General features: G+C 68.1%; 18 protein-coding genes. 3 read left to right on the top strand and 15 right to left on the bottom strand.

Annotated elements, in window-relative coordinates:
* Window positions 1–12 precede the first annotated feature (12 nt).
* From OB895_RS02435 to nirB, 4 genes are read right to left on the bottom strand one after another with little or no spacing between them, the layout of a single operon-like run.
* Window positions 13–1140, bottom strand: coding sequence for a uroporphyrinogen-III synthase (locus OB895_RS02435; RefSeq protein WP_079112822.1), 1128 nt, complete (start codon window positions 1138–1140; stop codon window positions 13–15).
* Window positions 1137–1904, bottom strand: coding sequence for a uroporphyrinogen-III C-methyltransferase (gene cobA / locus OB895_RS02430; protein ID WP_042540568.1), 768 nt, complete (start codon window positions 1902–1904; stop codon window positions 1137–1139). Before cobA ends, OB895_RS02435 begins: the two co-directional genes overlap by 4 nt.
* A complete protein-coding gene (nirD, locus tag OB895_RS02425; protein WP_311878890.1) occupies window positions 1901–2269 on the bottom strand; it encodes a nitrite reductase small subunit NirD in 369 nt (122 codons plus the stop codon). The genes cobA and nirD overlap by 4 nt, the downstream gene beginning before the upstream one ends.
* Window positions 2266–4845, bottom strand: coding sequence for a nitrite reductase large subunit NirB (gene nirB / locus OB895_RS02420; protein WP_197066010.1), 2580 nt, complete (start codon window positions 4843–4845; stop codon window positions 2266–2268). The genes nirD and nirB overlap by 4 nt, the downstream gene beginning before the upstream one ends.
* Window positions 4846–5060: 215 nt before the next feature.
* On the opposite strand from nirB, the gene OB895_RS02415 reads away from it, so the two are divergent.
* On the top strand, window positions 5061–6419 hold the full coding sequence (locus OB895_RS02415; protein ID WP_079112825.1) for a DUF349 domain-containing protein: 1359 nt from the start codon (window positions 5061–5063) through the stop codon (window positions 6417–6419).
* A gap of 61 nt (window positions 6420–6480) precedes the next feature.
* Window positions 6481–7032 (top strand): type IV toxin-antitoxin system AbiEi family antitoxin, encoded by a 552-nt coding sequence (locus OB895_RS02410; RefSeq protein WP_311878884.1) that lies wholly within the window; start codon window positions 6481–6483, stop codon window positions 7030–7032.
* On the opposite strand, the gene OB895_RS02405 is transcribed toward OB895_RS02410, so the two are convergent.
* The 8 genes from OB895_RS02405 to OB895_RS02370 form a co-directional block, all read right to left on the bottom strand.
* Window positions 7019–9268, bottom strand: coding sequence for a RelA/SpoT family protein (locus tag OB895_RS02405; RefSeq protein WP_042540575.1), 2250 nt, complete (start codon window positions 9266–9268; stop codon window positions 7019–7021). The genes OB895_RS02410 and OB895_RS02405 overlap by 14 nt on opposite strands.
* Before the next feature lie 68 nt (window positions 9269–9336).
* Complete coding sequence (gene secF, locus OB895_RS02400; protein WP_042540578.1) at window positions 9337–10326, bottom strand: protein translocase subunit SecF; 990 nt, start codon at window positions 10324–10326, stop codon at window positions 9337–9339.
* Window positions 10326–12056, bottom strand: a complete 1731-nt coding sequence (gene secD / locus OB895_RS02395) for a protein translocase subunit SecD (protein WP_309688701.1) — start codon at window positions 12054–12056, stop codon at window positions 10326–10328. Before secD ends, secF begins: the two co-directional genes overlap by 1 nt.
* Before the next feature lie 52 nt (window positions 12057–12108).
* Window positions 12109–12510 (bottom strand): preprotein translocase subunit YajC, encoded by a 402-nt coding sequence (locus OB895_RS02390; protein ID WP_042540582.1) that lies wholly within the window; start codon window positions 12508–12510, stop codon window positions 12109–12111.
* Between the two features lie 80 nt (window positions 12511–12590).
* The gene (gene ruvB, locus OB895_RS02385; protein ID WP_042540584.1) at window positions 12591–13616 is read right to left on the bottom strand and encodes a Holliday junction branch migration DNA helicase RuvB; all 1026 of its coding nucleotides are present in this window, start codon (window positions 13614–13616) and stop codon (window positions 12591–12593) included.
* A complete protein-coding gene (gene ruvA, locus OB895_RS02380) occupies window positions 13609–14214 on the bottom strand; it encodes a Holliday junction branch migration protein RuvA (RefSeq protein ID WP_042540586.1) in 606 nt (201 codons plus the stop codon). The genes ruvB and ruvA overlap by 8 nt, the downstream gene beginning before the upstream one ends.
* Window positions 14215–14223: 9 nt before the next feature.
* Window positions 14224–14808: a crossover junction endodeoxyribonuclease RuvC gene (ruvC, locus tag OB895_RS02375; RefSeq protein WP_056376957.1), complete on the bottom strand. Its 585-nt coding sequence runs from the start codon at window positions 14806–14808 to the stop codon at window positions 14224–14226.
* A 45-nt stretch (window positions 14809–14853) separates the two neighbouring features.
* Window positions 14854–15615 (bottom strand): YebC/PmpR family DNA-binding transcriptional regulator, encoded by a 762-nt coding sequence (locus OB895_RS02370; RefSeq protein WP_042540590.1) that lies wholly within the window; start codon window positions 15613–15615, stop codon window positions 14854–14856.
* A gap of 157 nt (window positions 15616–15772) precedes the next feature.
* Here OB895_RS02370 and OB895_RS02365 point away from each other — a divergent pair, with 157 nt between their 5' ends.
* The gene (locus tag OB895_RS02365) at window positions 15773–17152 is read left to right on the top strand and encodes a pyridoxal phosphate-dependent decarboxylase family protein (RefSeq protein WP_311878876.1); all 1380 of its coding nucleotides are present in this window, start codon (window positions 15773–15775) and stop codon (window positions 17150–17152) included.
* A 29-nt stretch (window positions 17153–17181) separates the two neighbouring features.
* Here the strand turns inward: OB895_RS02365 and OB895_RS02360 are convergent, their stop codons facing one another.
* The 3 genes from OB895_RS02360 to OB895_RS02350 are packed head-to-tail and all read right to left on the bottom strand — an operon-like array spanning window position 17182 to window position 22653.
* A complete protein-coding gene (locus OB895_RS02360) occupies window positions 17182–20541 on the bottom strand; it encodes an ATP-binding protein (protein ID WP_311879897.1) in 3360 nt (1119 codons plus the stop codon).
* Window positions 20538–21197, bottom strand: a complete 660-nt coding sequence (locus tag OB895_RS02355; RefSeq protein WP_311878875.1) for a DUF4194 domain-containing protein — start codon at window positions 21195–21197, stop codon at window positions 20538–20540. Before OB895_RS02355 ends, OB895_RS02360 begins: the two co-directional genes overlap by 4 nt.
* Window positions 21190–22653, bottom strand: a complete 1464-nt coding sequence (locus OB895_RS02350; protein WP_311878874.1) for a DUF3375 domain-containing protein — start codon at window positions 22651–22653, stop codon at window positions 21190–21192. Before OB895_RS02350 ends, OB895_RS02355 begins: the two co-directional genes overlap by 8 nt.
* Between the last annotated feature and the right edge of the window lie 70 nt (window positions 22654–22723).

Raw genomic sequence — 22723 nt, 5'->3', positions numbered from 1 at the left:
CTGCGACGCCGCTCAGTACTCGGTGACCGCGAGACGATAGCCCCGCTTCACCACGGTGTGCACGAGCTCGTTACCGCCGAGCGCCTCCCGCAGCCGTGCGACGGCGACCTCGACCGCGTGTCCGTTGCGCTCCGCCCCCGGAAGCACCCCGCCGAGTTCGGCTCGCGAGAGCACGCGGCCCCCTGCCGAGGCCAGTGCCTCGATCAGCGCTGCCGCCGACCGGGAGAGCGGGATGAACGCACCGTCCACGAGGACTCCGCCGCTGCGCACCTCGACGAGTCCGGCATCGGTCGGCAGAGACGGCGCCTTCCCCCCTCCGAAGTGCGCGATGACGGTCCGGGCGAGCGATCCGAGACGCCCCCGGTCGGCGATCGTGGTGCGAAGGTTCGCGGTGTGCAGAGGCGCGGCGGTGATCGGCCCCACGCAGGCGAGCAGGAGGCGCCCCGACTCGGCGCGCCTCCTGACGCTCTCCAGCGCGCCGGATTCCTCGGCGAACGCGATCCACGATGCCGCTCCCGGGGCCGACGTGAACAGCACGGCGTCTGCCTCCCCGCCGGCCGCTTGAAGCGCCGAGCGTCGCACCACGTCCGGGTCCGGAGGAGGGCCCCAGCGGTAGACGGTGATGCTCAGCACCTCTGCGCCGGCATCCGTCAGCAACTCGTCGAGTCCGTCCGCGCCGGCGCCGTGATGCTGCACGAGGATCCGCTTCCCTGCCACTCCGGAGGCGAGGAGGTACTCGCCGACCTCGGCCGATGTCTCGGACTCGGCGACCCAGTCGGCCGTGAAGCCCGCCTGCTGGATCGCACCGTGCGCCTTCGGGCCCCGAGCGACGAAGTGCGCACCCTGCAGGGCTCGGTCGAGCTGCCCGTCGAGGCCGTTCTCGTGCGCGGCATCCATCCATCCGCGGAACCCGACCCCGGTGGTGACGATCACGATGTCCGGTGGAGAAGCGATCACTCGCTCGGTGCGAGCGAGCAGTTCGGCGTCGTCGGAGTTGGTGACGATGCTCAGCGCGGGTGCTCGATGGACGACCGCGCCCCGCCGCTCGAGAGCGGTCGCCAGATCGACCGAGCGACGGTCGGCGGCGACGATGATCGTGCACCCGGCCAGCGCGGAGTCGAGTGCGCGCGCAGTGGTCATGTCATGCTCTCCGCGATCATCGCCGGTGTCGGCAGCAGCAGCCCTGCCCGGGCGACTTCGCCGATCACGATCACGGCCGGATTCACCACCTGGGCCGAGGCCGCATCCGTGGCCGCCTGCGCGAGGGTGCTGCGGATCGTCCGCTGCCTCTCGGTGTGCCCGTTCTCGACGATCGCCACGGGGATGTCCCCCGGCACGCCGTGCGAGACGGCTGAAGCGGCCAGGCGAGGCAGCGACGCCACCCCCATCAGGATCACGGTGGTGACGGACGGATCGGACATGGACGCGATCGCGCTCGCGGTGAGGTCGCCGTGGCCGTTGAGGATGTGCACGGCCGACGCGACGCCACGGTGGGTCACGGGGATGCCCGCGGACTGAGGCACGGAGATCGCACTGCTGACACCCGGTGTGACACTGACCGGCACGCCGGCGGCCTCACACGCGAGCACCTCCTCGCCCCCGCGCCCGAGAACGAACGGGTCCCCACCCTTGAGGCGAACCACCCGATGCCCTGCGAGAGCGCGGTCCACCAGGAGAGCGTCGATCTCGTGCTGCGGCACCGGATGATGTCCCGGGCGTTTGCCGACGTCGATGATCTCGACATGCGGTGGCAGCTCGTGCCTGAGCTCCTCGAACGGACCGAGGCGATCGGCGATCACGACATCCGCCGCCATGAGCAGTCGATACGCGCGCACCGTCATGAGATCAGCCGGACCCGGCCCGCCGCCGATCAGGTCGACCCTGCCCACTCGTGCGCGTCTCATGGGCCCGTGCTCTCCGGCGGCCCGACGTACACGGTGCCGTCGTCGATCGCGACCGGCCACACCCGCAGCGCCGCAGGCGGCTTGCCGTGGGTCTCGAGGCACTCGCCTGTGCGCAGATCGAAGACCTGCTTGTGCAGTGGAGAGGCGACGGTGGGAGTGTCCCCCCGGCTGCCCACGATCCCGCGTGAGATGACGTGCGCACCCGAGAAGGGGTCGAGGTTGTCGACGCCGAGCACCGTCCCGTCGGGAAGGAGGAACAGCGCCACCTGCTGTCCGTCGATGAGAGCCGCGCGACCTCTCTCGACCTCGAGGTCGCCGATCGTGCAGACCTGCACGTGCGTCGCGGCGTCGATCGCGAGGCTCATCGACGCACCTCCAGCGCGGTCCCGGCGATGAGGACCCCGCCGGTGCGGCGCTCTTCCGCGGTGGCCGGACGGATCTGGCCGCGCTCCGAGACATAGGCGAGCGAAGGATCAGGTGTGTCGGCGGCATTCACGAATGACCGGAACCTCTCGAGCTTGAGGGGGTCGGCGAGGGTGGCCGCCCACTCGTCCTCGTAGCGATCGACGTGCTGCGCCATCGCCTCGTCGAGATCGGCGCAGATACCGAGGCTGTCGTCGAAGATCACGCTCCGGAGGCCGTCGAGCCCCCCTTCGAGATCCTCGCACCACGGAGCCGTCCGCTGCAGACGATCGGCCGTGCGGATGTAGTACATGAAGAACCGATCGATGGCCGTGATCAGCCCCTCGTCGTCGAGATCGGAGGCCAGCAGCTGGGCGTGCCGCGGAGTGAATCCGCCGTTCCCGCCCACGTACATGTTCCATCCGGTCTCGGTGGCGATCACGCCGACGTCTTTGCCCCGCGCCTCGGCGCACTCGCGAGCGCACCCGGACACGCCGAGCTTGAGCTTGTGCGGCGCGCGAAGGCCCCGATAGCGGAGCTCGAGCTTGACCGCCATGCCGACGGCGTCGAGCACTCCGTATCGACACCACGTCGAGCCGACGCACGACTTCACCGTGCGCAGCGACTTGCCGTAGGCCTGGCCCGATTCGAAGCCGGCGTCGACCAGACGCTGCCAGATCAGCGGCAGCTGCTCCAGCCGCGCCCCGAACATGTCGATGCGCTGACCGCCGGTGATCTTCGTGTACAGCGCGAAGTCCTTGGCGATCTGCCCGATAGCGATCAGTCCCTCCGGGGTGACCTCTCCGCCGGCCATCCTCGGCACGACCGAGTACGTGCCGTCCTTCTGCATGTTGGCCATCACATGGTCGTTGGTGTCCTGCAGCGTGGCGTTCTCTCCGTCGAGCACATGGGCCCCGACGAGGACGGACAGGATGCTGGCGATCGCCGGCTTGCAGATGTCGCACCCGCGCCCGCGCCCGAACCGGTCGACGATCGCACTGAACGTCGTGAGCTGCGCGACCCGCACCGCGTCGAACAGCTGGCGGCGCGAGAGATCGAAGTGCTCGCACAGCGCGTGAGACACGGTCTGACCGAGCTTCGTCAGCTCCTGACCGACGACCTTCTTGACCATCAGGACGCAGGACCCACAGGTGGCGCCTGCCTTCGTGCACCCCTTCACCGCGGCGGCATCGGTGCAGCCCTCCTCGTGCACCGCCTGGCGTATGCGTCCAGCCGTCACGTTAGAGCACGAGCAGACGACGGCCTCGTCCGGCAGCTCGCCGCCTGGCGCCTCATTGCCGCCTTCCGGCAGCAGGTACGCGGCAGGGTCCGCCCCGAGCTTCGCCCCCACCAGGGGGCGCAGGGCGCCGTAGGCTGCCGCGTCTCCGACGAGGATCCCACCGAGCAGCGTCTGCGCGTCGTCCGACAGCACGAGCTTTTTGTAGACCCCGGCCACCGGATCGGCATAGACGACGTCGAGAGCGTTCGGAGTGGTCGCCATCGCATCGCCGAAGCTCGCGACGTCGACGCCCGAGAGCTTGAGCTTCGAGGAGTCGTCGTATCCGGGGAACGCCGCGTCACCGCCGAGGAGGCGGGTGGCTGCGACCTCCGCCATCGCATATCCGGGTGCCACGAGACCGACGCAGCGACCCTCGAAGCTGGCGACCTCGCCGATCGCCAGGATGTGCGGGTCAGAGGTCGAGCACCGGTCGTCGATGATGATGCCACCCCGCGGATCCACGAGCATCTCCGCGTTGCGTGCGAGCTCGTCGCGCGGGCGGACACCCACCGTGAAGACGACGACGTCGGCTCTCTCGACCGAACCGTCCTGGAACTCGAGTGCGGTGACCGCACCCGACTCGTCAGGATCGAGACGCGTCGTGCGCGACTGAGTGCGCACCGAGATCCCTCGCGCTTCGAGCAGTCGCTTGAGCATTCCTCCACCTGCGGAGTCCAGCTGCGCCGACATCAGGCGATCCGAGTACTGCACGACGGTCGCCTCCACGTCCATCCCCTGCAGTGCGCCGGCAGCCTCGAGACCGAGGAGACCTCCGCCGATGACGGCGCCGCGCAGCGGACGGCCGAGCATCCGGCTCCGCACCGAGACGAACTCCTTGAGCGAGTGCACATCTTCGAGGGTGCGGTAGACGAAGCATCCTGGCAGGTCGGCCCCGTCGACGGCGACCTTGGCGGCGTAGGAGCCTGTGGCGAGCACGAGCGTGTCGTACGGGATGCTCTTTCGCGATCTGGTCGTGACGGTGCGAGCCGAACGGTCGATCCGCAGCACCCTGTCATCGGCCATGAACCGCACGCGGAAGTCGTCGAAGACCGAGGGATCGAGCTCGAGATCCTCCGGCGTCGCCCCCGAGAAGAATCCGGTGAGACCGACCCGGTCGTAGGGCCGGCGTGCCTCGTCGCCGATGACCGTCACATGCATCGGCGTGTCAGCCCGGCTGATCAGGCTCTCGACGAACCGGTGGGCGACCATACCGGCACCCACGACGACGATCTCCTTGGGGGTGAGGAAGACCTCGTTCATACTGCTCCAATCGCCGGGGGACGTCGTGAAGGCGACGATAGGAGCCTGGTGTTTCCCGCATGTGACGCCCGGTGTTTCGTGCGTCGAACGATTCGCTCACAGATCGGTAACGGCCGTTGTGAGATCCGACCACCACATTGCAACCTCGCTCTCGTACTAGGCTGAAGCTCGTCCTTTCCGCCTCCCGCGGGCCCTACCGCGCAAGGAGAATCACCGTGTCTGCCACAGAGCCGTCGAAGCCGACTCCCCCCGTTCCCGCTCCCCCGGCTGCGCCCCTGCCGCGAAAGGTGCCGACGCCGGCTGCCGTCGCGCCGGCAGCTGCCGCCGCCAGCGCCGCGTCGTCCTCCGACGCCGCGAAGTGGGGCCGCGTCACAGACGACGGCACCGTCGAGGTCCGCGAGGGCGAGGACTGGCGCGTCGTCGGACAGTACCCTGACGGCACCCCCGACGAGGCGCTCGCCTACTTCGTGCGCAAGTACGAGGACATCGCTTTCAAGGTGCACACGCTCGAGCAGCGCCACCAGGCCGGGGGCGCCTCCGCCGCCGACCTCGTCAAGCAGGCGGGCCATCTTCTCGCCGAGGCGACGGATGCGGCCGCCGTCGGCGACCTCGCCGGACTCCGCGAGCGACTGAACGCCCTGACCTCCTCGCTCTCCGAGGCGACGGCTCAGGAGGCCCAGCAGGCGAAGGAACTGGTCGACAAGGCCATCGCCGATCGCACGGCCCTCGTCGAGCGTGCCGAGGAGATCGCCGCCCGCGACCTGTCGAAGGTGCAGTGGAAGCAGGTCACCGCTGAGCTCGGCGAGCTCTTCGACGCCTGGCAGGCACAGCAGCAGAACGGTCCGCGCCTGTCGAAGGGCGTCTCGCAGCAGCTCTGGAAGCGGTTCCGCGATGCACGCGGCACGGTCGACAAGGCACGCCGCGCGTTCTACTCCGAGCTCGACGACACGCACAAGACCGCCCGTGACGCGAAGACTCGTCTGGTCGAGCGCGCAGAGGCACTCGCACCGCGCGGCGTCGACGGCATCCCTGCGTACCGCACCCTGCTCGACGAATGGAAGGCCGCCGGCCGCGCCGGACGCAAGGCAGACGACGCGCTGTGGGCACGGTTCAAGGCGGCGGGAGACGCGCTGTACTCGGCACGGGCCGAGCAGTCGGCTGCGGAAGAGGCAGACTCCGCTCCGAAGATCGAGGCTCGCCAGGCTCTGCTCGAAGAGGCGAAGGCCGTGGCCGATGAGCCCAACATCAAGCGCGCCCGCGCGCTGCTCACCGGCATCCAGCGCCAGTGGGACGAGATCGGTCGCATCTTCCCCCGAGACAAGGAGCGGGCGCTCGACGATCGCCTCCGCGTGATCGAGCAGGCTCTCAAGGCTCGTGAAGAAGTCGACTGGAAGAAGAACAACCCCGAGACCAAGGCGCGCGCCAACGACATGAGCTCGCAGCTCCTCGAGGCGATCGAGAAGCTCGAGGCCGAGCTCGCCGCCGCAGAGAAGTCGGGAGACAAGAAGGCCGCCAAGGCCGCCGCGGATGCTCTCGAAGCGCGCCGCGCCTGGCTGAACGCGCTCGGCGGCTGACCTTCTCCACAGATCCTCCGATCGACACGGAACGCGGGGTGCACCGCGCCAGACTGGCGTGATGCACCCCGCGTTCCTGTATCTGCCCGGTGAACGGCTCACGATCCCCGAGCTCAGCGCGGCGAGGATCGACGGGCACCTGGTCGATCTCGGCGAGGGCTACATTCCCGCCGATCTCATCGAGAGCCCGAGCGCGAGGGCGGCTGCGATCGCGGCCCTCGTCCCCGCCGACACAGCTGCCTCCGGTCCATCCGCCGCATGGATTCACGGGGCCGGTGATGCTCCGCCCGCTCGCCACCATGTCCGACGTGCGGTCGGCCACCGGATCCGCGCAGCGCTGCCCTCTCGGGTGATCCTGCACGACACCGCGCTGTCTCGCACGCACATCGAGCTGATCGGCGGGGTGCCCGTCATGACGCCCCAGCGCACGATGGTCGATCTCGCCCTCGGCCTGCACCGCGACGAGTCGCTGCGGCGATGGATGCTGCTGCTGGCCGACACCGAGCCGGCCCTCGTCTCGGCCGCACTCAGCGAGATCGACACCATGATCCGCGTGCCCGGAAAGCGGGCCGGTCGCGGTGCACTCGAAAGGCTCCTCGTCAGGACGAGGTGACGCGGTAGACGTCGTACACCGCATCGATGCGACGCACGGCGTTCAGCACGCGGTCGAGGTGCACGGCATCGCCCATCTCGAACACGAAGCGGCTGATCGCGAGGCGCTCGTCCGTGGTGCTGACCGTCGCCGACAGGATGTTGACGTGGTGCTCACTGAGCACACGCGTCACATCCGAGAGAAGACCCGAACGGTCGAGAGCCTCGACCTGGATCTGCACGCGGAACACGCTCTTGGTCGTCGGCGCCCAGGACACCTCGACGAATCGGTCCTCGTCGCTCTCGAGCGCCTTGACGTTCGGGCAATCCGTGCGGTGCACCGACACGCCACTGCCACGGGTGACGAACCCGACGATCGCGTCGCCGGGCACCGGGGTGCAGCACTTCGCGACCTTGACCAGGATGTCGGATGCACCACGCACGAGCACTCCGGAATCGCCGGAGCGGGGCTCGCGCGAGGGCATGCTGCCAGGGAGGTCGATCGGACCTGTGGCGGGGTCGGTCGCCGCGACCAGCGCGGTGACCTTCTCGAGCACCGACTGCGTCGAGACATGCCCCTCGCCCACAGCGGCATACAGGGCCGAGACGTCCTCGTAGCGGAGCTGGTGGGCCACCTCGGCGAACGAGTCCTGGCTCATCAACCGCTGCAGCGGCATGTTCTGGCGGCGCATCGCGCGAGCGATGGCCTCCTTGCCCTGCTCGATGGCCTCTTCACGACGTTCCTTCGTGAACCATCCGCGGATCTTGTTACGCGCGCGAGTGCTCTTGACGAAGCCGAGCCAATCCTGACTCGGACCGGCGTCGGGGTTCTTCGAGGTGAAGACCTCGACCACATCGCCGCTCTTGAGCTCCGACTCCAGCGGCACGAGACGACCGTTGACCTTCGAGCCCATCGTGCGGTGACCGATCTCGGTGTGCACGGCATAGGCGAAGTCGACGGGTGTCGCACCGGCCGGGAGACCGACCACGCGACCCTTGGGAGTGAAGACGTAGACCTCTTTGGCGCCGATCTCGAACCGCAGGGAGTCGAGGAACTCCCCCGGGTCGGCCGTCTCGGCCTGCCAGTCGGAGATGTGGGCGAGCCAGGCCATGTCGCTGTCCGACGCGCGGACCTCGGCCTTCCCGCCGTTCATCCGCTCCTTGTACATCCAGTGTGCGGCGACACCGTACTCCGCCTGCTGGTGCATCTCATGCGTGCGGATCTGGATCTCGACCGTGCGTCCGGACGGACCGATCACCGTGGTGTGCAGCGACTGGTACAGGTTGAACTTCGGGGTCGCGATGTAGTCCTTGAAGCGCCCGGGAAGCGGGGTCCACCGCGCGTGGATCGCCCCGAGCACGGCGTAGCAGTCGCGAACGGAGGCGACGAGCACCCGGATGCCGATGAGGTCGTAGATGTCGTCGAACTCGCGGCCTCGCACCACCATCTTCTGGTAGACGGAGTACAGCTGCTTCGGGCGTCCGACGACCTTGCCGCGGATGCGCAGATCGCGCAGATCCTCGTCGATCTCCTCGACGACCTGAGCGAGATACTTCTCGCGCTGCGGCGTGCGCTGCGCGATGAGGTTGTGGATCTCGTTGTAGATCTTCGGATGCAGCACGGCGAACGAGAGGTCTTCGAGCTCCGACTTGATCGCCTGGATGCCGAGGCGGTTGGCGAGAGGCGCGTAGATCTCGAGCGTCTCCTTCGCCTTCTTCGCGGCCTTCTCAGGAGGGACGAAGCCCCAGGTGCGGGCGTTGTGCAGCCGGTCGGCGAGCTTGATCAGCAGAACGCGGATGTCCTTCGACATCGCGACGATCATCTTGCGGACGGTCTCGGCCTGCGCGCTCTCGCCGTACTTGACCTTGTCGAGCTTGGTGACGCCGTCGACGAGCATCGCGACCTCGTCGCCGAACTCCGCCGTGAGGTCGGTGAGGGCGTAGCCGGTGTCCTCGACGGTGTCGTGCAGCAGCGCTGCGGCGATCGCTCGAGGGCCGAGGCCCATCTCGGCGAGGATCTGTGCGACAGCGAGCGGGTGAGTGATGTACGGCTCACCGCTCTGCCGCTGCTGCCCTGCGTGCTTCTCCTTCGCGACGGCGTAGGCGCGTTCGATGACGGCCAGATCGCCCTTGGGGTGATTCGCACGCACCGTGCGGATCAGATTGTCGAGGTCGTTGATCCTGGGCGCGCGGGAGAAGATGCGGGGAACCAGTCGTCTCAGGCTGGAGCCCTGCGACGCCGTCTGCGGTTCCGCCATCCGCTCACCTCCGAATCACAACAGTTTACGCGTGCCCTGCGGGGTGCGGCCCCGAGGAGCGGGGACGATCAGGCTTCTGCGGCTGCGAGGCTTCGCGCCTCGCGGATCTTCGCGTCGCGCGCCGCGATCTGCGGCTCGTTCTCGCGGAACAGCGAGTAGAGCGGAGCAGCCACGAACAGCGTCGAGTAGGTCGCGACCAGGATGCCGACGAAGATCGAGAGCGAGATGTCCGTGAGCGACTCGGCACCGAGCCAGAAGGCGCCGATGAAGAGCACCGCTCCCACCGGCAGAGCGGCCACGACCGAGGTGTTGATCGATCGGACCAGCGTCTGGTTCACCGCGAGGTTGACCGACTCGCCGAACGTCCGAGACGAGTTCTCGCCGTCCTCCGTCGTGTTCTCCCTGATCTTGTCGAACACCACCGTCGTGTCGTACAGCGAATAGGCGAGGATCGTGAGGAAACCGATCACCGCCGGGGGCGAGATCTCGAAACCGGCGAGGGCGTAGACGCCGACGGTGATCACGAGCACATCCAGAAGGCCGACGATCGCAGCCGCGGACATCTTCCAGGTGCGGAAGTAGATGGCGAGGATCAGGAAGGTCAGTGCGAGGAAGATCGCAAGTCCCCACAACGACTGCCTGGTGACGTTCTCGCCCCATGCTGGGCCGATGAACGACGACGTCACGCTGTCGGGTTCGACTCCGAAGGCATCGGCCAGAGCGTTGGAGACCTGCTGGGTCTCATCCGCGCCCATCTGATCGGTCTGCACGCGGATGTCACTGCCGTTGATGACGACGACCTTGGTCGCTGCACCCGGCACGACGGACTGCACCGCGTCGGTCGCGGTCCGCTGGTCGGTGCTGTCGGGCGCCTGAACCGTGAACTGCGACCCGCCGGTGAACTCGATCGAGAACTGGATCGGGCGCAGGAGGGGCACCAGCGCCGAACCGACGACCAGGGCGATCGCGATGATGAACCACAGGCGGCGCTTGGCGACGAACGGGAAAGAGGTCTTTCCCGAGTACAGGTTGTTGCCGAACTCATTCATGGAAGCCATCAGGCGTCCCCCTCGCTTCCGGTGCGGCTGGATCTGTCACCGGCTAGTGCTTCGGCGCGCTTGCGCTCTGCGATGGTCTGACGGCGCTCGGCTTCACCCTTGGCCCTGGCGTTCTTCGCACCGCGCCCCGCCGTGGCGGTCGGCACCTGACGGAACTGCGACCGGCTGCGGTACACCGCGCCCAGCGATTCGGGGTCGAGGCCGGAGAGCTTGTGTCCGCCGCCGAAGAACTTCGTGCGAGCGAGCAGCTGCATCACCGGGTGGGTGAAGATCACGAAGATGAACACGTCGATGAGGGTCGTCAGACCCAGTGTGAAGGCGAAGCCCTTCACTGTGGAGTCAGCGAGGATGTACAGCACGACGGCCGCGAGGATGTTAATCGACTTCGAGATGTAGATGGTCCGCTTGGCTCTGCCCCAGCCGTCTTCGACCGCCGAAGTGATCGACTTGCCGTCGCGCAGCTCGTCTCGGATCCTCTCGAAGTAGACGATGAAGGAGTCGGCGGTGAAGCCGATCGAGACGATGAGACCCGCGACGCCGGCGAGCGACAGGCGGAACCCGAGTCGCCATGCGAGGATGCAGATGATGACGTAGGTCAGCACCGCCATCACGGCGATCGAGGCGATGATCACGGTTCCGAGCGCGCGATACACGATCAGCGAGTAGATCGCCACGAGAGCGAGACCGATGAGTCCGGCGATGAGGCCGATCTGGAGCTGCTGTGTGCCCAGGGTCGCCGAGATCGTGTCGGAGCTCTGCACCTCGAAGCTGAGCGGCAGCGCGCCGAACTTGAGCTGGTCAGCCAGGGCGGTCGCGGATTCCTGGGTGAAGTCGCCCGAGATGCTGGGGCGGCCGTCGAGGATCTGCCCGTTCATGCGCGGTGCGCTGATGACGGACCCGTCGAGGACGAAGGCGAACTGGTCACGCGGCGAGAGCTCAGCCAGGCGGTTCTGGTTGAGGCGGGTGCTGACCTCGCCGAATGCCTCGGCGCCGTCTCCGTTCATGGTGAGCTGGACGAGCCATGCGCCCGTCCTCGGGTCACGGCCTGCCGAGGCGTCCGTGATCGCATCGCCCGTGAGCTCGGTCGGTCCCAGCAGGTACTTCGCCTGCCCGGAGGGATCGCACGCGATGAGCGGCTGATCCTTGGGCGCGTTCGAGGGGTCGTTGTCGGGGTTGGCGCAGTCGTAGGCCTGGAACTCTGCGGCCAGTCGGTCTGTCACCCATGCGAGGTCGCTCGCATCCGTCGGCTCGGCCGTCGGCGTCGCGTTCAGCGAGTCGTCCGGAGTCGGATAGGCCGTCTCGTTGCCGTCTTCACCCACGTACTGGTTGGTGCCTGCGGTCGTGGCGAGCACCGGGCGGAACTCGAGCTGCGCGCTGGACTGGATCCGGGCACGCGTCTGCTCGTCGGCGACACCCGGGATCTGGACCACGATGTTGCGGCCGCCCTCAGTGGTGATGTCTGCCTCGGCCACGCCAGACGCGTCGACGCGCTGTCGGATGATCGCCGCGGCCTGATCGAGCTGCTCCGGCGAGGGCGCAGCTCCGTCTTCGGTCTCCGCGCTCAGCACGATCTGCGTGCCGCCCTGGAGGTCGAGCGCGAGCTCAGGAGACCAGGAGCTCTTCTCGAACACGTGGACGCCGAGGGCGTTGATGCCGAAGAGGACGCCCGTCACCAGGAGCAGGCCCATGAGGACCCGCCAGGCATGACGGACCGGGGAAGAAGTGGCCACGTGTGATCAGCTTTCTAAGATGCCGGAGTGCCGAAGTCGTGCAGCGCGAAGACTACTTGTCGTCGGCGTCGCGCTCGAGACGACGACGGGTCTCTTCGGTGGTCTCGATCGCAGGAGCGTCATCGACGATGGGCGCCTCATCGACGACGACGACCGAGTCGTCAGCATCCTCGACGACGGCGTCCTTGGGCTCGACGATGCGGAGGATCGCCTGGCTGTGCACCTCGATGACCGTGCCGGGCGCGATCTCGACGAGCGCGGGCGAGTCGAGGTCATCGTGGTCGTACGCCACGATCGTGCCGTAGAGACCACCCTGCAGGAGCACCTTGACACCGGGAACCGTCTTGGTGGCCTTCTCCTCCTGCTCCGCCTTCATCTGCTTCTGGCGCTTGCGTCCGTTGACGAACATGAACACGACGAGCACGGCGAGAAGGCCGAAGAGGAGGATTTCCATGGGCATGGTGGCGAAGGGCCTTTCTCAGGTGCGCGCACCACAGACGGGCGCGCAGTTCTATCGGGGGAAGTCTTCAGTGATTATAGGTCATCAAGTCGAAGCGCCCCATCGGGGTGCGCGATCCCCAGGTGGGCGTAGGCCTCCGGCATGGCCACTCGACCACGCGGTGTCCGGCCGAGGAATCCGATGCGCACGAGGTACGGCTCGACCACGCTCTCGACGGTCTCCGCCTCCTCGCCGACAGCCACCGCGAGCGTGCTGAGGCCGACCGGCCCGCCGCGGAAGCGACGCACGAGAGCCTCGAGCACGGCGCGGTCGAGACGGTCGAGGCCGATCGGGTCGACGTCGTAGAGCTCGAGCGCGGCCCGGACCCCGTGCAACGAGGCCTCCCCGCCGCCGTGGACGAGCGCATAGTCGCGCACCCGTCGGAGCAGGCGGTTCGCGATTCGCGGTGTACCCCGCGACCGGCGGGCGATCTCAGAGAGCGAATCCCGCGGCAGATCGACGCGCAGCATGAGAGCGGAGCGATCGATGACGCGCTCGAGTTCCGGTTCGTCGTAGAACTCGAGGTGGCCGGTGAATCCGAAGCGGTCGCGCAGCGGGTTCGGGAGCAGGCCCGAGCGAGTGGTGGCGCCGACGAGCGTGAACGGGGCGAGGTCGAGCGGGATGCTGGTCGCTCCCGCGCCTTTGCCGACCATGATGTCGATGCGGAAGTCCTCCATCGCGAGGTACAGCATCTCCTCCGCAGAGCGAGCCATTCGATGGATCTCGTCGATGAACAGCACTTCGCCGGGCACGAGACTCGAGAGCAGGGCGGCGAGGTCGCCGGCATGCTGGATCGCGGGTCCGCTCGAGAGTCGCAGCGGGCGCTCGCTCTCATGCGCGACGATCATCGCCAGCGTGGTCTTGCCGAGTCCAGGAGGACCCGCGAGCAGGATGTGATCCGGCGGACGGTTCTGGATCCGCGCCGCATCGAGCAGGAGCTGGAGCTGCCCACGGACCTTCTGCTGACCGACGAACTCGCCCAGGCTCGTGGGGCGCAGAGCACCCTCGATGGCGAGCTCGGTGTCGTCCGCCGGCTCGGCGGCGTCGCGGACGTCAGACACGCGCCGGCCCCAGGAGAGCCAGAGTGCGGCGCAGGAGCGGCGCGACTGACGCTCGCTCTGCCTCGGATGCCTCGGCGGCCGTCTGCGCGGCGGCCTCGGCGGCGACCTTCTCGGACCACCCGAGGCCGACCAGCGCGGCGGTGACCTGATCGACGACGTCGACTGGGCCGGTCTTCACCGGCTTCGACCCGGCGCCGACGGGGTGCACCTTGCCTGCGAGCTGGAGGACGATGAGTTTGGCCGTCTTCGGTCCGATACCGGAGACACGCCGGAACGGCGCGTCGTCCTCGCCGGTCACGGCCTCGGCGATCTGGTCGACGGTGAGGTGCGAGAGCACCCCGAGCGCCGACTTCGGTCCGACGCCCGTGACGCTGATGAGCAGTCCGAAGATCTCCAGCTCGCTGCGATCGGCGAATCCGAACAGAGACAGGGAGTCCTCGCGGACGATCAGGCTCGTGTGCAGCAGCAGCTTCTCGCCGACCGTCGCGGTGTGCGCGACATCGGCGGGAACGGCGACCGAGAATCCGACGCCACCGACGTCGATGATGACCTGATCGGCGGTCGAGTGGAGAACAGCGCCGTGCAGCGAGGAGATCATCCGACCAGCCTACGCACCGGATCGTAGATATGTTCGAGCGACACGCTCCGCATCAGCCCACGCCTTCTGCGCCGGTGTCAGCGACTCCTGCCCTGGTGCGCCGGCAGCGCCGCGTCGCCATGCGTGGCAGAGGGCGATCGCCAGCGCGTCGGCGGCATCCGGCGGTTGCGGAGGAGCATCCAGGCGGAGGATGCGCGCGATCATCGCCTGCACCTGGCGCTTGTCGGCCGAACCATAGCCGGTCACCGCCGCCTTCACCTCGCTCGGAGTGTGCGTCGCTGCGGGAAGACCGGCCTCGGCCGCGAGCAGCAGCGCCACGCCGCTCGCCTGCGCCGTGCCCATCACTGTGTGGGTGTTCTGCTGTGCGAAGACCCGCTCGACGGCGACGGCGTCGGGCCGATGGGTCTCGATCACCTCGCGGATGCCGGCAGCGACCAGCGCGAGCCTCTCACCGATCGGCAGATCGGGCTCGGAGCGGATGACCCCGACGTGCACGAGTGTGCCCCGACGAGCCCGATCCACGTCGACCACACCGACACCGCACCGGGTGAGACCGGGGTCGATGCCGAGCACGCGAAGCGAGGAGGAGGTCACTCCCCCAGGCTATGCGTCGCCCCGGATCCCGGGGCGACGCCGCGCCTACGCGTCGTCGTTCTCGAGCTCGGCCTGCACCTCGGGCGTGAGGTCGAAGTTCGTGAAGACGTTCTGCACGTCCTCGCTGTCTTCGAGCGCATCGATGAGGCGGAAGATCTTGCGGGCGGTGTCTGCGTCGATCTCGACCTTGAGGTTCGGAACGAACTCGACGTCGGCGGACTCGTAGTCGATTCCCGCCTCCTGAAGGGCGCTGCGCACGGTGACGAGATCGGTGGCCTCGGTGATGATCTCGAAGCCTTCGGCGTGCGGCTCGATCTCTTCGGCGCCGGCCTCGAGAGCGGCCATCATCACGTCATCTTCGGTGGTCCCCTCGGATCCGACCACGATGACGCCCTTGCGGCTGAAGTTGTAGGCGACGCTGCCGGGGTCCGCGAGGGTTCCGCCGTTGCGGCTGAGCGCGGTGCGCACCTCGGCCGCCGCGCGGTTCTTGTTGTCGGTCAGACACTCGATCATCATGGCGACGCCGTTGGGGCCGTAGCCCTCGTACATGATCGAGGTGTATTCGACAGCCTCGCCACCGATGCCCGCTCCGCGCTTCACCGCGCGGTCGATGTTGTCCTTCGGGACCGAGGTCTTCTTCGCCTTCTGCACGGCGTCGAAAAGGGTCGGGTTGCCCTGCAGGTCAGCTCCGCCCAGCTTGGCGGCGACCTCGATGTTCTTGATGAGCTTGGCCCAGGACTTCGCGCGCCTGGAGTCGATGATGGCCTTCTTGTGCTTCGTGGTGGCCCACTTGGAATGCCCGGACATTATTCTCCGCTCGTCGTATCCGCCGTGGGCACTGCCCAGGGCGTCGTCCATTCTATCGAACCACGCCCGTGAGCTGTGGCGGACGTCCCACCCGTTTCGCAGGGAGGGCGGTCAGCACCCTCTGGCATCACGGGAAGCGCAGGTGTAGTCCTGACTCATGGACGAAAGAGCCGTCGATGACAGAACCCGCGGCCTCGAAGCCGCACACCGCGCAGCAATCGACTTTCTCGGGTCGCTCGACGAGAGACCCGTGTGGCCGCGGGCGAGCCTCGACGAGATGATGTCGGCGTTCGGGGGTCCGTTGCCCGAGGAGGGCACGGATGCCGCGAGCGTGATCGAGGAGATGGCACGACGGGGTGATCCGGGCCTCGTCGCGATTCCGGGAGGCCGCTTCTTCGGGTTCGTGATCGGAGGCACCCACCCCGCCGCTCTCGCCGCAGACTGGCTGGTGTCGACCTGGGACCAGAACTCGGGGTCGGCGACCCTCACCCCGACGACGGTCGCGATGGAGCGCATCGCCGGACAGTGGATGCTCGACCTGTTCGGACTGCCTGAGAGCGCGAGCGTCGGTTTCGTCACGGGCGGCCAGATGGCGAACTTCACGTGCTTGGCGACAGCGCGCAACGCCGTTCTCGCACGAAGCGGCTGGAATCTCTCGGAGAGGGGGCTTCGGCTCGCACCCGCCGTGAGATTCGTCGTCGGCGCCGATCGCCATGGCTCGATCGATCGGGCGGCTCGATTCCTCGGGATAGGAACCGACGAGCTGGTCGTGATCGAATCGGATGACCAGGGGCGCATGAGACCCGAGGCCCTCGAGCACGCCCTCAGTCAGGCCACGGGGCCGCTCATCGTCTGCCTTCAGGCGGGCGAGGTGCACACCGGTGCGTTCGACGACTTCGCCGCGCTCATCCCGATCGCGCACGACCACGGTGCGTGGGTGCATGTCGACGGCGCGTTCGGGCTGTGGGCCGCGGCGTCGCCCTCGCTTCGCCCCCTGACCGAGGGGATGGGTCTGGCTGATTCCTGGGCGACGGATGCGCACAAGACCCTCAATGCTCCGTACGACTGCGGAATGGCGATCGTCCGCGATCCTGCAGACTCGATCGCCGCGTTCCGCACCGGCGGTGACTATCTCGTCTTCACGAGCCTCGATCCCTGGGATGTCACTCCGGAGCTCTCCAGGCGGGCCAGAGGCGTGCCCGCCTGGGCGGCGATGCGCAGCCTCGGGCGCCAGGGAATCGCGCGTCTCATCGACGCACTGCATGAGAACGCCATGGCGATGGCATCCGGACTCGCCTCGGTCGACGGCATCCGCATCCTCAACGACGTCGACTACACCCAGGTGATGTTCCGACTCGACTCCGACGAGGCGACGCGAGCCCTCGGCGAGGCCGTGCTCGCCGAGGGCACAGCTGCCCTGACAGGCGCCGCGTGGCGTGGTCGCGCGGCGCTGCGATGCTCGATGTCGTCCTGGGCGACGACCCGAGACGACATCGATCGCACAGTCGGCGCGATCCGAACACTCGTGTCGGGCTGATCCGACTCGCCTCGATCACTCGCCCGCGATCACTCGCCCCCGGCCGGCAGGCCCACCTTCGGACGAGCCCAGGAGCGACCGCGGGTGTCCTTCAGGATGTCGTACTCCACGTCGACGTGCGGTTCGATCGCGCTGTACTTGTCGTTCGGCGCTCCGATCACGAGCTGGAAGCCGAGACCCCGCCACGCGCCGATCGCACGTTTCGTGAAGTGCGCATCCGCCTTGATCAGGGCCTCGTCCATGAACACCGGCGCGTAGCGGGGACGCTCGGCTCCCGCGTCGCCGAGTTGGTATCGCAGCGCGGCGCCCACGATGAACGCGACGAGCTCCTGCGACTCGCCCCCTGATTTCTCACCGATGTGGTCGTAGAGCGCGACGTGCTCCCGGGTCGTGGCATGGATCCGCTCCGCACTCACCCGCACATGGTTGCGCACGTCGATGAGCTCGGCGAAGTCCGGCGCCGTCCGCCGCATCCGAGCGATGAGACGACTCATCCTCCGGTAGACGCTCTCACGGTCGGCGTCCGTCCCCGCCGTGTCGATGAGGCCGCGCACCTCGCGCAGCTCCTTGCGGAATCGTCTGCGCGCTTCCGACTGATTCTCGCGCGGCGTGATCTGGAGGCGGTGCTCGTCGTCGTAGAACGGCAGCTCCTCCATGATCCGGTTGATCGGGTCGATGCGATTCTTGATCTCACGCAGCGCGCGCCCGAGCGTCGAGTCCAGACTCGTCAGATCGTTTCCGGAGAGCTTGAGAAGGCTGTCCCGCCACTCGGACTCCAGCTCGTGCAGGCCGTTGGTCTCCAGCGCATCGAGGATCCCCTCGAACTCCGCGACCGACTCGTCGGGGTCGGGCAGGATCGTGAGGGTGTCCCAGCGCTCGAGGAACCCGGTCATCAGGCGTCGCATCTGCTCGCGCTGCTCGGCGTGCGCCGTGGCCGCCGACGTGCGGTCCTCGAGCAGCCTGGTCGCGGCGGTGCGCAACGCGGAGTCGAGATGGGCGAGTCGCTCGGACGCCGTGACGCTGACGGAAGCCTCCGCACCGAGGAAACGCGCGTCGAGGAAGGAACGGTGCCGCTCCTCGAGCGCGATCTCCGCCGCCTCCGCCGCATCGACGATCCGCTGAGAGGCGTCGACCTGGTCCGTCACTTCGACCCAACGGTCCTGAGCGAGCGTCAGGTCGCCCCCGAGACGGGCGCTCTCGTCACGCAGACGGCCCGCCCGTTTCCTGAGTTCCTCGGCCTGCGAACGCAACTCGGCGATCTTCGGGTTCTCGACGGTGACCTCCGCCTCGACCGTGAGCCAGCGCGCACGCTCCGCCTCGACGGCCTCGACGTCGATCTGCTCCCAGGTGAGATCCTCGATCTTCGCGTGCGCCTTCGCGGTGGCCTCGATCCGGTCCAGGTCCGCCTCCGCTTCGGCAGCCGCCGAGGATGCGGCATCCCGTCGGATCTCGAGCTCGGCGACCTGCTCGTCGAGTTCACGCAGACGGCGTGCGTTCGAGAATCCGAGCAGGTTCGCGCGGCCATGCCCGCCGTGGAACCCCCGGTCGCCCTGCGACACCTGTCCCGTGATCGTCAACGCGCGAGAATGCTCGGCGAGCTCGGCCGAGGAATCGACGCAGACGTATTCGAACCGCTCGCGGAGTCGCTGCTGGAGCCACCCGGTGAAAGGCGTCGATCGATGCTCGAGTCGACCCGGAAGCGTTCTCGGGTCGGCCGGCCGCGACTCGGCGAGACCGGTGTGCACTCCCTCGTAGCTGATCCGCTCCGTGGTGCGCACCGAGTCGATGGCCGCGCGGAATCGTCCGAGGTTCGAGACGTCGATGAGCAGTGTCCGTGCGAACCCGCCGAGCGCCAGGTTGAATGCTTCCCGCCAGGGCTCGAACTCGGTGCGCACTTCGATCAGCTCGCCGACGAACGGCAGATCCGTCGGGGCGAGCCCGGCGGCCTGAGCGAGCAGGACTCTCGATTCATGCAGATGTGCCGGGATGCTCCCCCGCAGGTCTCGGGAGCGGTCCCGCTCGGCACGCACCTGCGCGAGTTCGGTCTCCACGGCTCTGCGAGCGGACTCGGCGTCGGCGAATGCCGCGCGTGCGCCTCGGATCCCTGCCTGCGGGAGCTCCCGTCCGATACGGGTCAGCAGGCTCTCGAACGCGACCGCGTCGTGCACCTCGATGCCGAGCTCGCCGGCGACGGCGTCGAAACGGGACCGCTCACGCCGGACATCTTCGAGACGGCGCTCGACGCCGCGCAGTTCGCGCTGGGCGGTCTCGAGGCGATCGCCTCCGGATTGCCGCAGGACGTCCAGAAGACCCTCGCGCTCGCTGTCCGCGGCGGCGATGAGGGCGTTCTTCTCGCGCACGGCCAGCTGGAGCGCGTGGGTTCGGTCGCGGAGATCCGCCTCCACTCCGCGCAGCAGGTCGAGACGACGCTCTGCGCTCCAGAGAGCCGCGAGCGAGGTCGACTCGGAGAAGACCCCGACCTCGTCCACGACCCGCATCCGCTCCGATGCCTCCTCGATGCGCCGGGATATCCCGCGGATCGGCTCGAGAGCCGCCACCTGCTGCTTGGCGACCAGCATCCGCGTGCGTGTGCTCTCCAGTTCGTCGAAGTGAGCGACCACCGCGTCCGCGGTCGCCATCGTCTCGGGCTCCTCGAGCACGAGCTTCTTGTACAGATCGTCCACCGTGGTGATCTGCTGCCCCGCCTGGATGCGGGCGAGAAGACTGATCGCCTTCGCCCCGGAGCCGGCCGCTCCGATGCCGAGCACGGCGTACAGCCGGGCCGAGAACTCGCGGTCGGTCGCGACGGGGTCGAGTCCGACGGCTCGCACCGACGTGTCGGTGAGGCGGTGAGTCGCGGCGCGCTCCAGCTGCGCGAGGTCGAATGCGCCGTCGACCGTGGCTCGCACTCTCGTGGTGTCCTCGAGAGTGCGGGCGTCCGCAGGGATGTACCACGCGCGCACCGCCGTGAAGCGCGATCCGTCGTGATCCAACCAGGTCATCGAGACGGCGCTCCAGGTGTCCTCGCCGTCACCGCGCAGCACCCGGAGCTTCGTGCCCTCGTCCGTTCGGGACTCGTCGATCTTGCCGCGCCCGTACGACAGGATGTTGCGCTGCTCATCGCCCCGCGGACGCCCCGTGACACCGCCGTTCGAGGCGCCGTTGAACGGCGTCGTGTGCGGCATCATCAGGGCGATGTAGCCGTCCATGAGCGTGGATTTTCCAGACCCCGACCCACCGCACAGCAGGGTCGCATCCGGCGAGAACCGCACCCGGTGCGGCCCCCCGTCGTATCCGCCCCAGTTGATGAGCTGCAGCTCCTCGGCCACCCACTGCTGGCCGCGGGAGCTCGCGGGGATCATCCCGAAGAGCGTGTCCATCATCGTCATCGCGCCACCACCGCCTGGGCTCGCAGCCACTCCCGCAGCCCCTTGAGCGTCTCAGCGCTGAGCACCACCTCGACGAGCGCGGTGATCCGATACCGCCCGCTGGTCTCCTCCTGCACGATGCCCTCTCGGTCCAGTCGGTCCAGTGCGCTGCGGATCGCCCTCTGCTGCTTGGCGGTTCCGCCGTCGGTGTCGGCGAAGTAGCTGAGGACGGTCTGCTCGACGTCCTCGATGTCGATCCGCACGGATCCCTCGCCGGACGCCGACTCGCGCTGGTAGACGGTTCGCAGGTGCACCAGCACCAGCGTCTCGGCCCGCGAGTACGGCGAATCCTTCAGCAGGACCGGCATCTCGACCTCATCGGAGCGCAACTGCTGCTTGTAGGCGAATCCGCGTGCGTGATCGATGATCAGCCGCAGGTAGATGTCGTTGAGCCGCGACTCGATGACGTGCTGGTGCTCGATCAGCAGCGTCCACTCGCGCCGGTTGCGCTCCATCGAGATGAAGCGGCGCTGCAGAAGGTGCACGAGCACACGTCTGATCTCGGGGTCGAGCGTGCCGCGGTCACCCGGGAAGTGCGCCTCGAGGTCGTCCTCCATCGCCGTGGGGGCTATGAACCCCTCGTCGGCGACCGCCGTGGTGAGGTCGTCGTCACTCATCTGCATCCTCTTTCGTGCTGCGGGCGATCACGGCGCCGAAGGCGAAGCGGCGCGTCGTCCCGTCAGGCCTCAGCGCTTCCACCGTCGAGATCCCGTCGCCGTCCGCGAGGCCGTTGCGGTGGGCGATCTCGAGCAGGCCGAGGAGATCGACCGGGCGTCGAGCCGCGTCGGGCACCGCCCGGAACGCCTCGGCGAGATCGAACTGCGCGCCGAGACCGGCGACGTACTCCTCGAGCTCGGCATACCTCGGACCACCCCACGCACGCGTGTCGTGATCGAGGAAGTCGACGTCGTCGGCGTCCGTGAGCGGGGCCGGAGCTCGCGGCGGGCGGATGTCGCTGGTCGTCTGACGGAGATGCCCGAGGTCGGCGAGCGGCATGCTGCGCACAGGATCGACCACCGCGGCCGGACCCGACCACCCGTGGAGTCCTGCGATGACGTCGCGGAGGAGGTCGTCGATCTGACGGTCACGCAACGGGTCGTGGGTCTTCACCTGCCCGGTGATGACATGCGAGGCGCGGCGCTGTGCGGCCAGCACCTCCTCCACCCCCAGCTCCACGCGTCGCGCGATCGCATCGAGCTCGGCACGCTGTGTGCCGTCGAGCATGCGCGCGAACGGCTGGTCGAGGAGTCCGCGGAGCTGCTCAGTGAGGGCGTCGATGCGCTCGGGGTCGCCGATCAGACGCAGGGCACCTGCGAAGGCACGACCCTCCGGGGTCGACTGCATCACGTCCTGGGCGCGCTGGAGATACTCGCGCAGCACCTCGCTCGTCGGCCGCTCGTCCCTCCGGAGGTGGGCGACGACGTCGCGCTGCATCGCTCTGAGCGACTCGGCGACCCTCGTGAAGTCGGCGGGGAGCTCGCGCGCCAGATGAAGGACGTTCTCCGCCTCCTCGAGGAGTTCCTCGTCATCCGCAGGCTCCGCGCGTCCGGAGTCCTGGATGCGAGCGATCTCCGCATCGATGACGTCGCGCTCCGCCTGCAGCCGGGAGAGGCGACGAACCGGGTCGACCTCCGCGCTCACCGAGAGATGCTCCACGGCATCGAGCAGGGTGCGCACACGCGAGTTCGACACTCGCGTTCGCCCGCCGCCGGTGCGCCCGGATATCTCGAGCGCCGCGACGGCGTGCGCCGACAGGCGATAGACCTCGATGTCGTCGTCGATCTGCTGGATAAGCCAGCCCAGGCGCACCCAGTTGCGGCAGACGTCACGTCCGCTGCCGGACGGCAGTCTTCTGTCGTCGTCGTCGTAGCCCGCCGCGCGGAGCTCATCCAGCACCTCGGCCAGCTCGGCATGCGCATCCGCCACCGCGACCGATGCCCGGTCGGCGTTGAACAGAAGGGTGAGCGACGCGACGACGAACGGAGCGAATCGGCCGTGGAGAAGATCGAGTGTCGGGGTGCTGAATGCGGTGATGGCACGCGCGTACGCGGTCTCAGCCCTGGATCCAGTCACTCGAAAGAGACTAGTCCGACCTGGGACCACGGCCTGTCATGCGCTGGTGCATGGCGGGTCGCCCTGGATC

The sequence above is a fragment of the Microbacterium forte genome, assembly GCF_031885415.1.
GTDB classification, from domain to species: Bacteria; Actinomycetota; Actinomycetes; order Actinomycetales; family Microbacteriaceae; genus Microbacterium; species Microbacterium forte.
The sequence above is the reverse complement of the archived record's forward strand: the minus strand, read 5'-3'. Positions and strand labels throughout refer to the sequence as shown.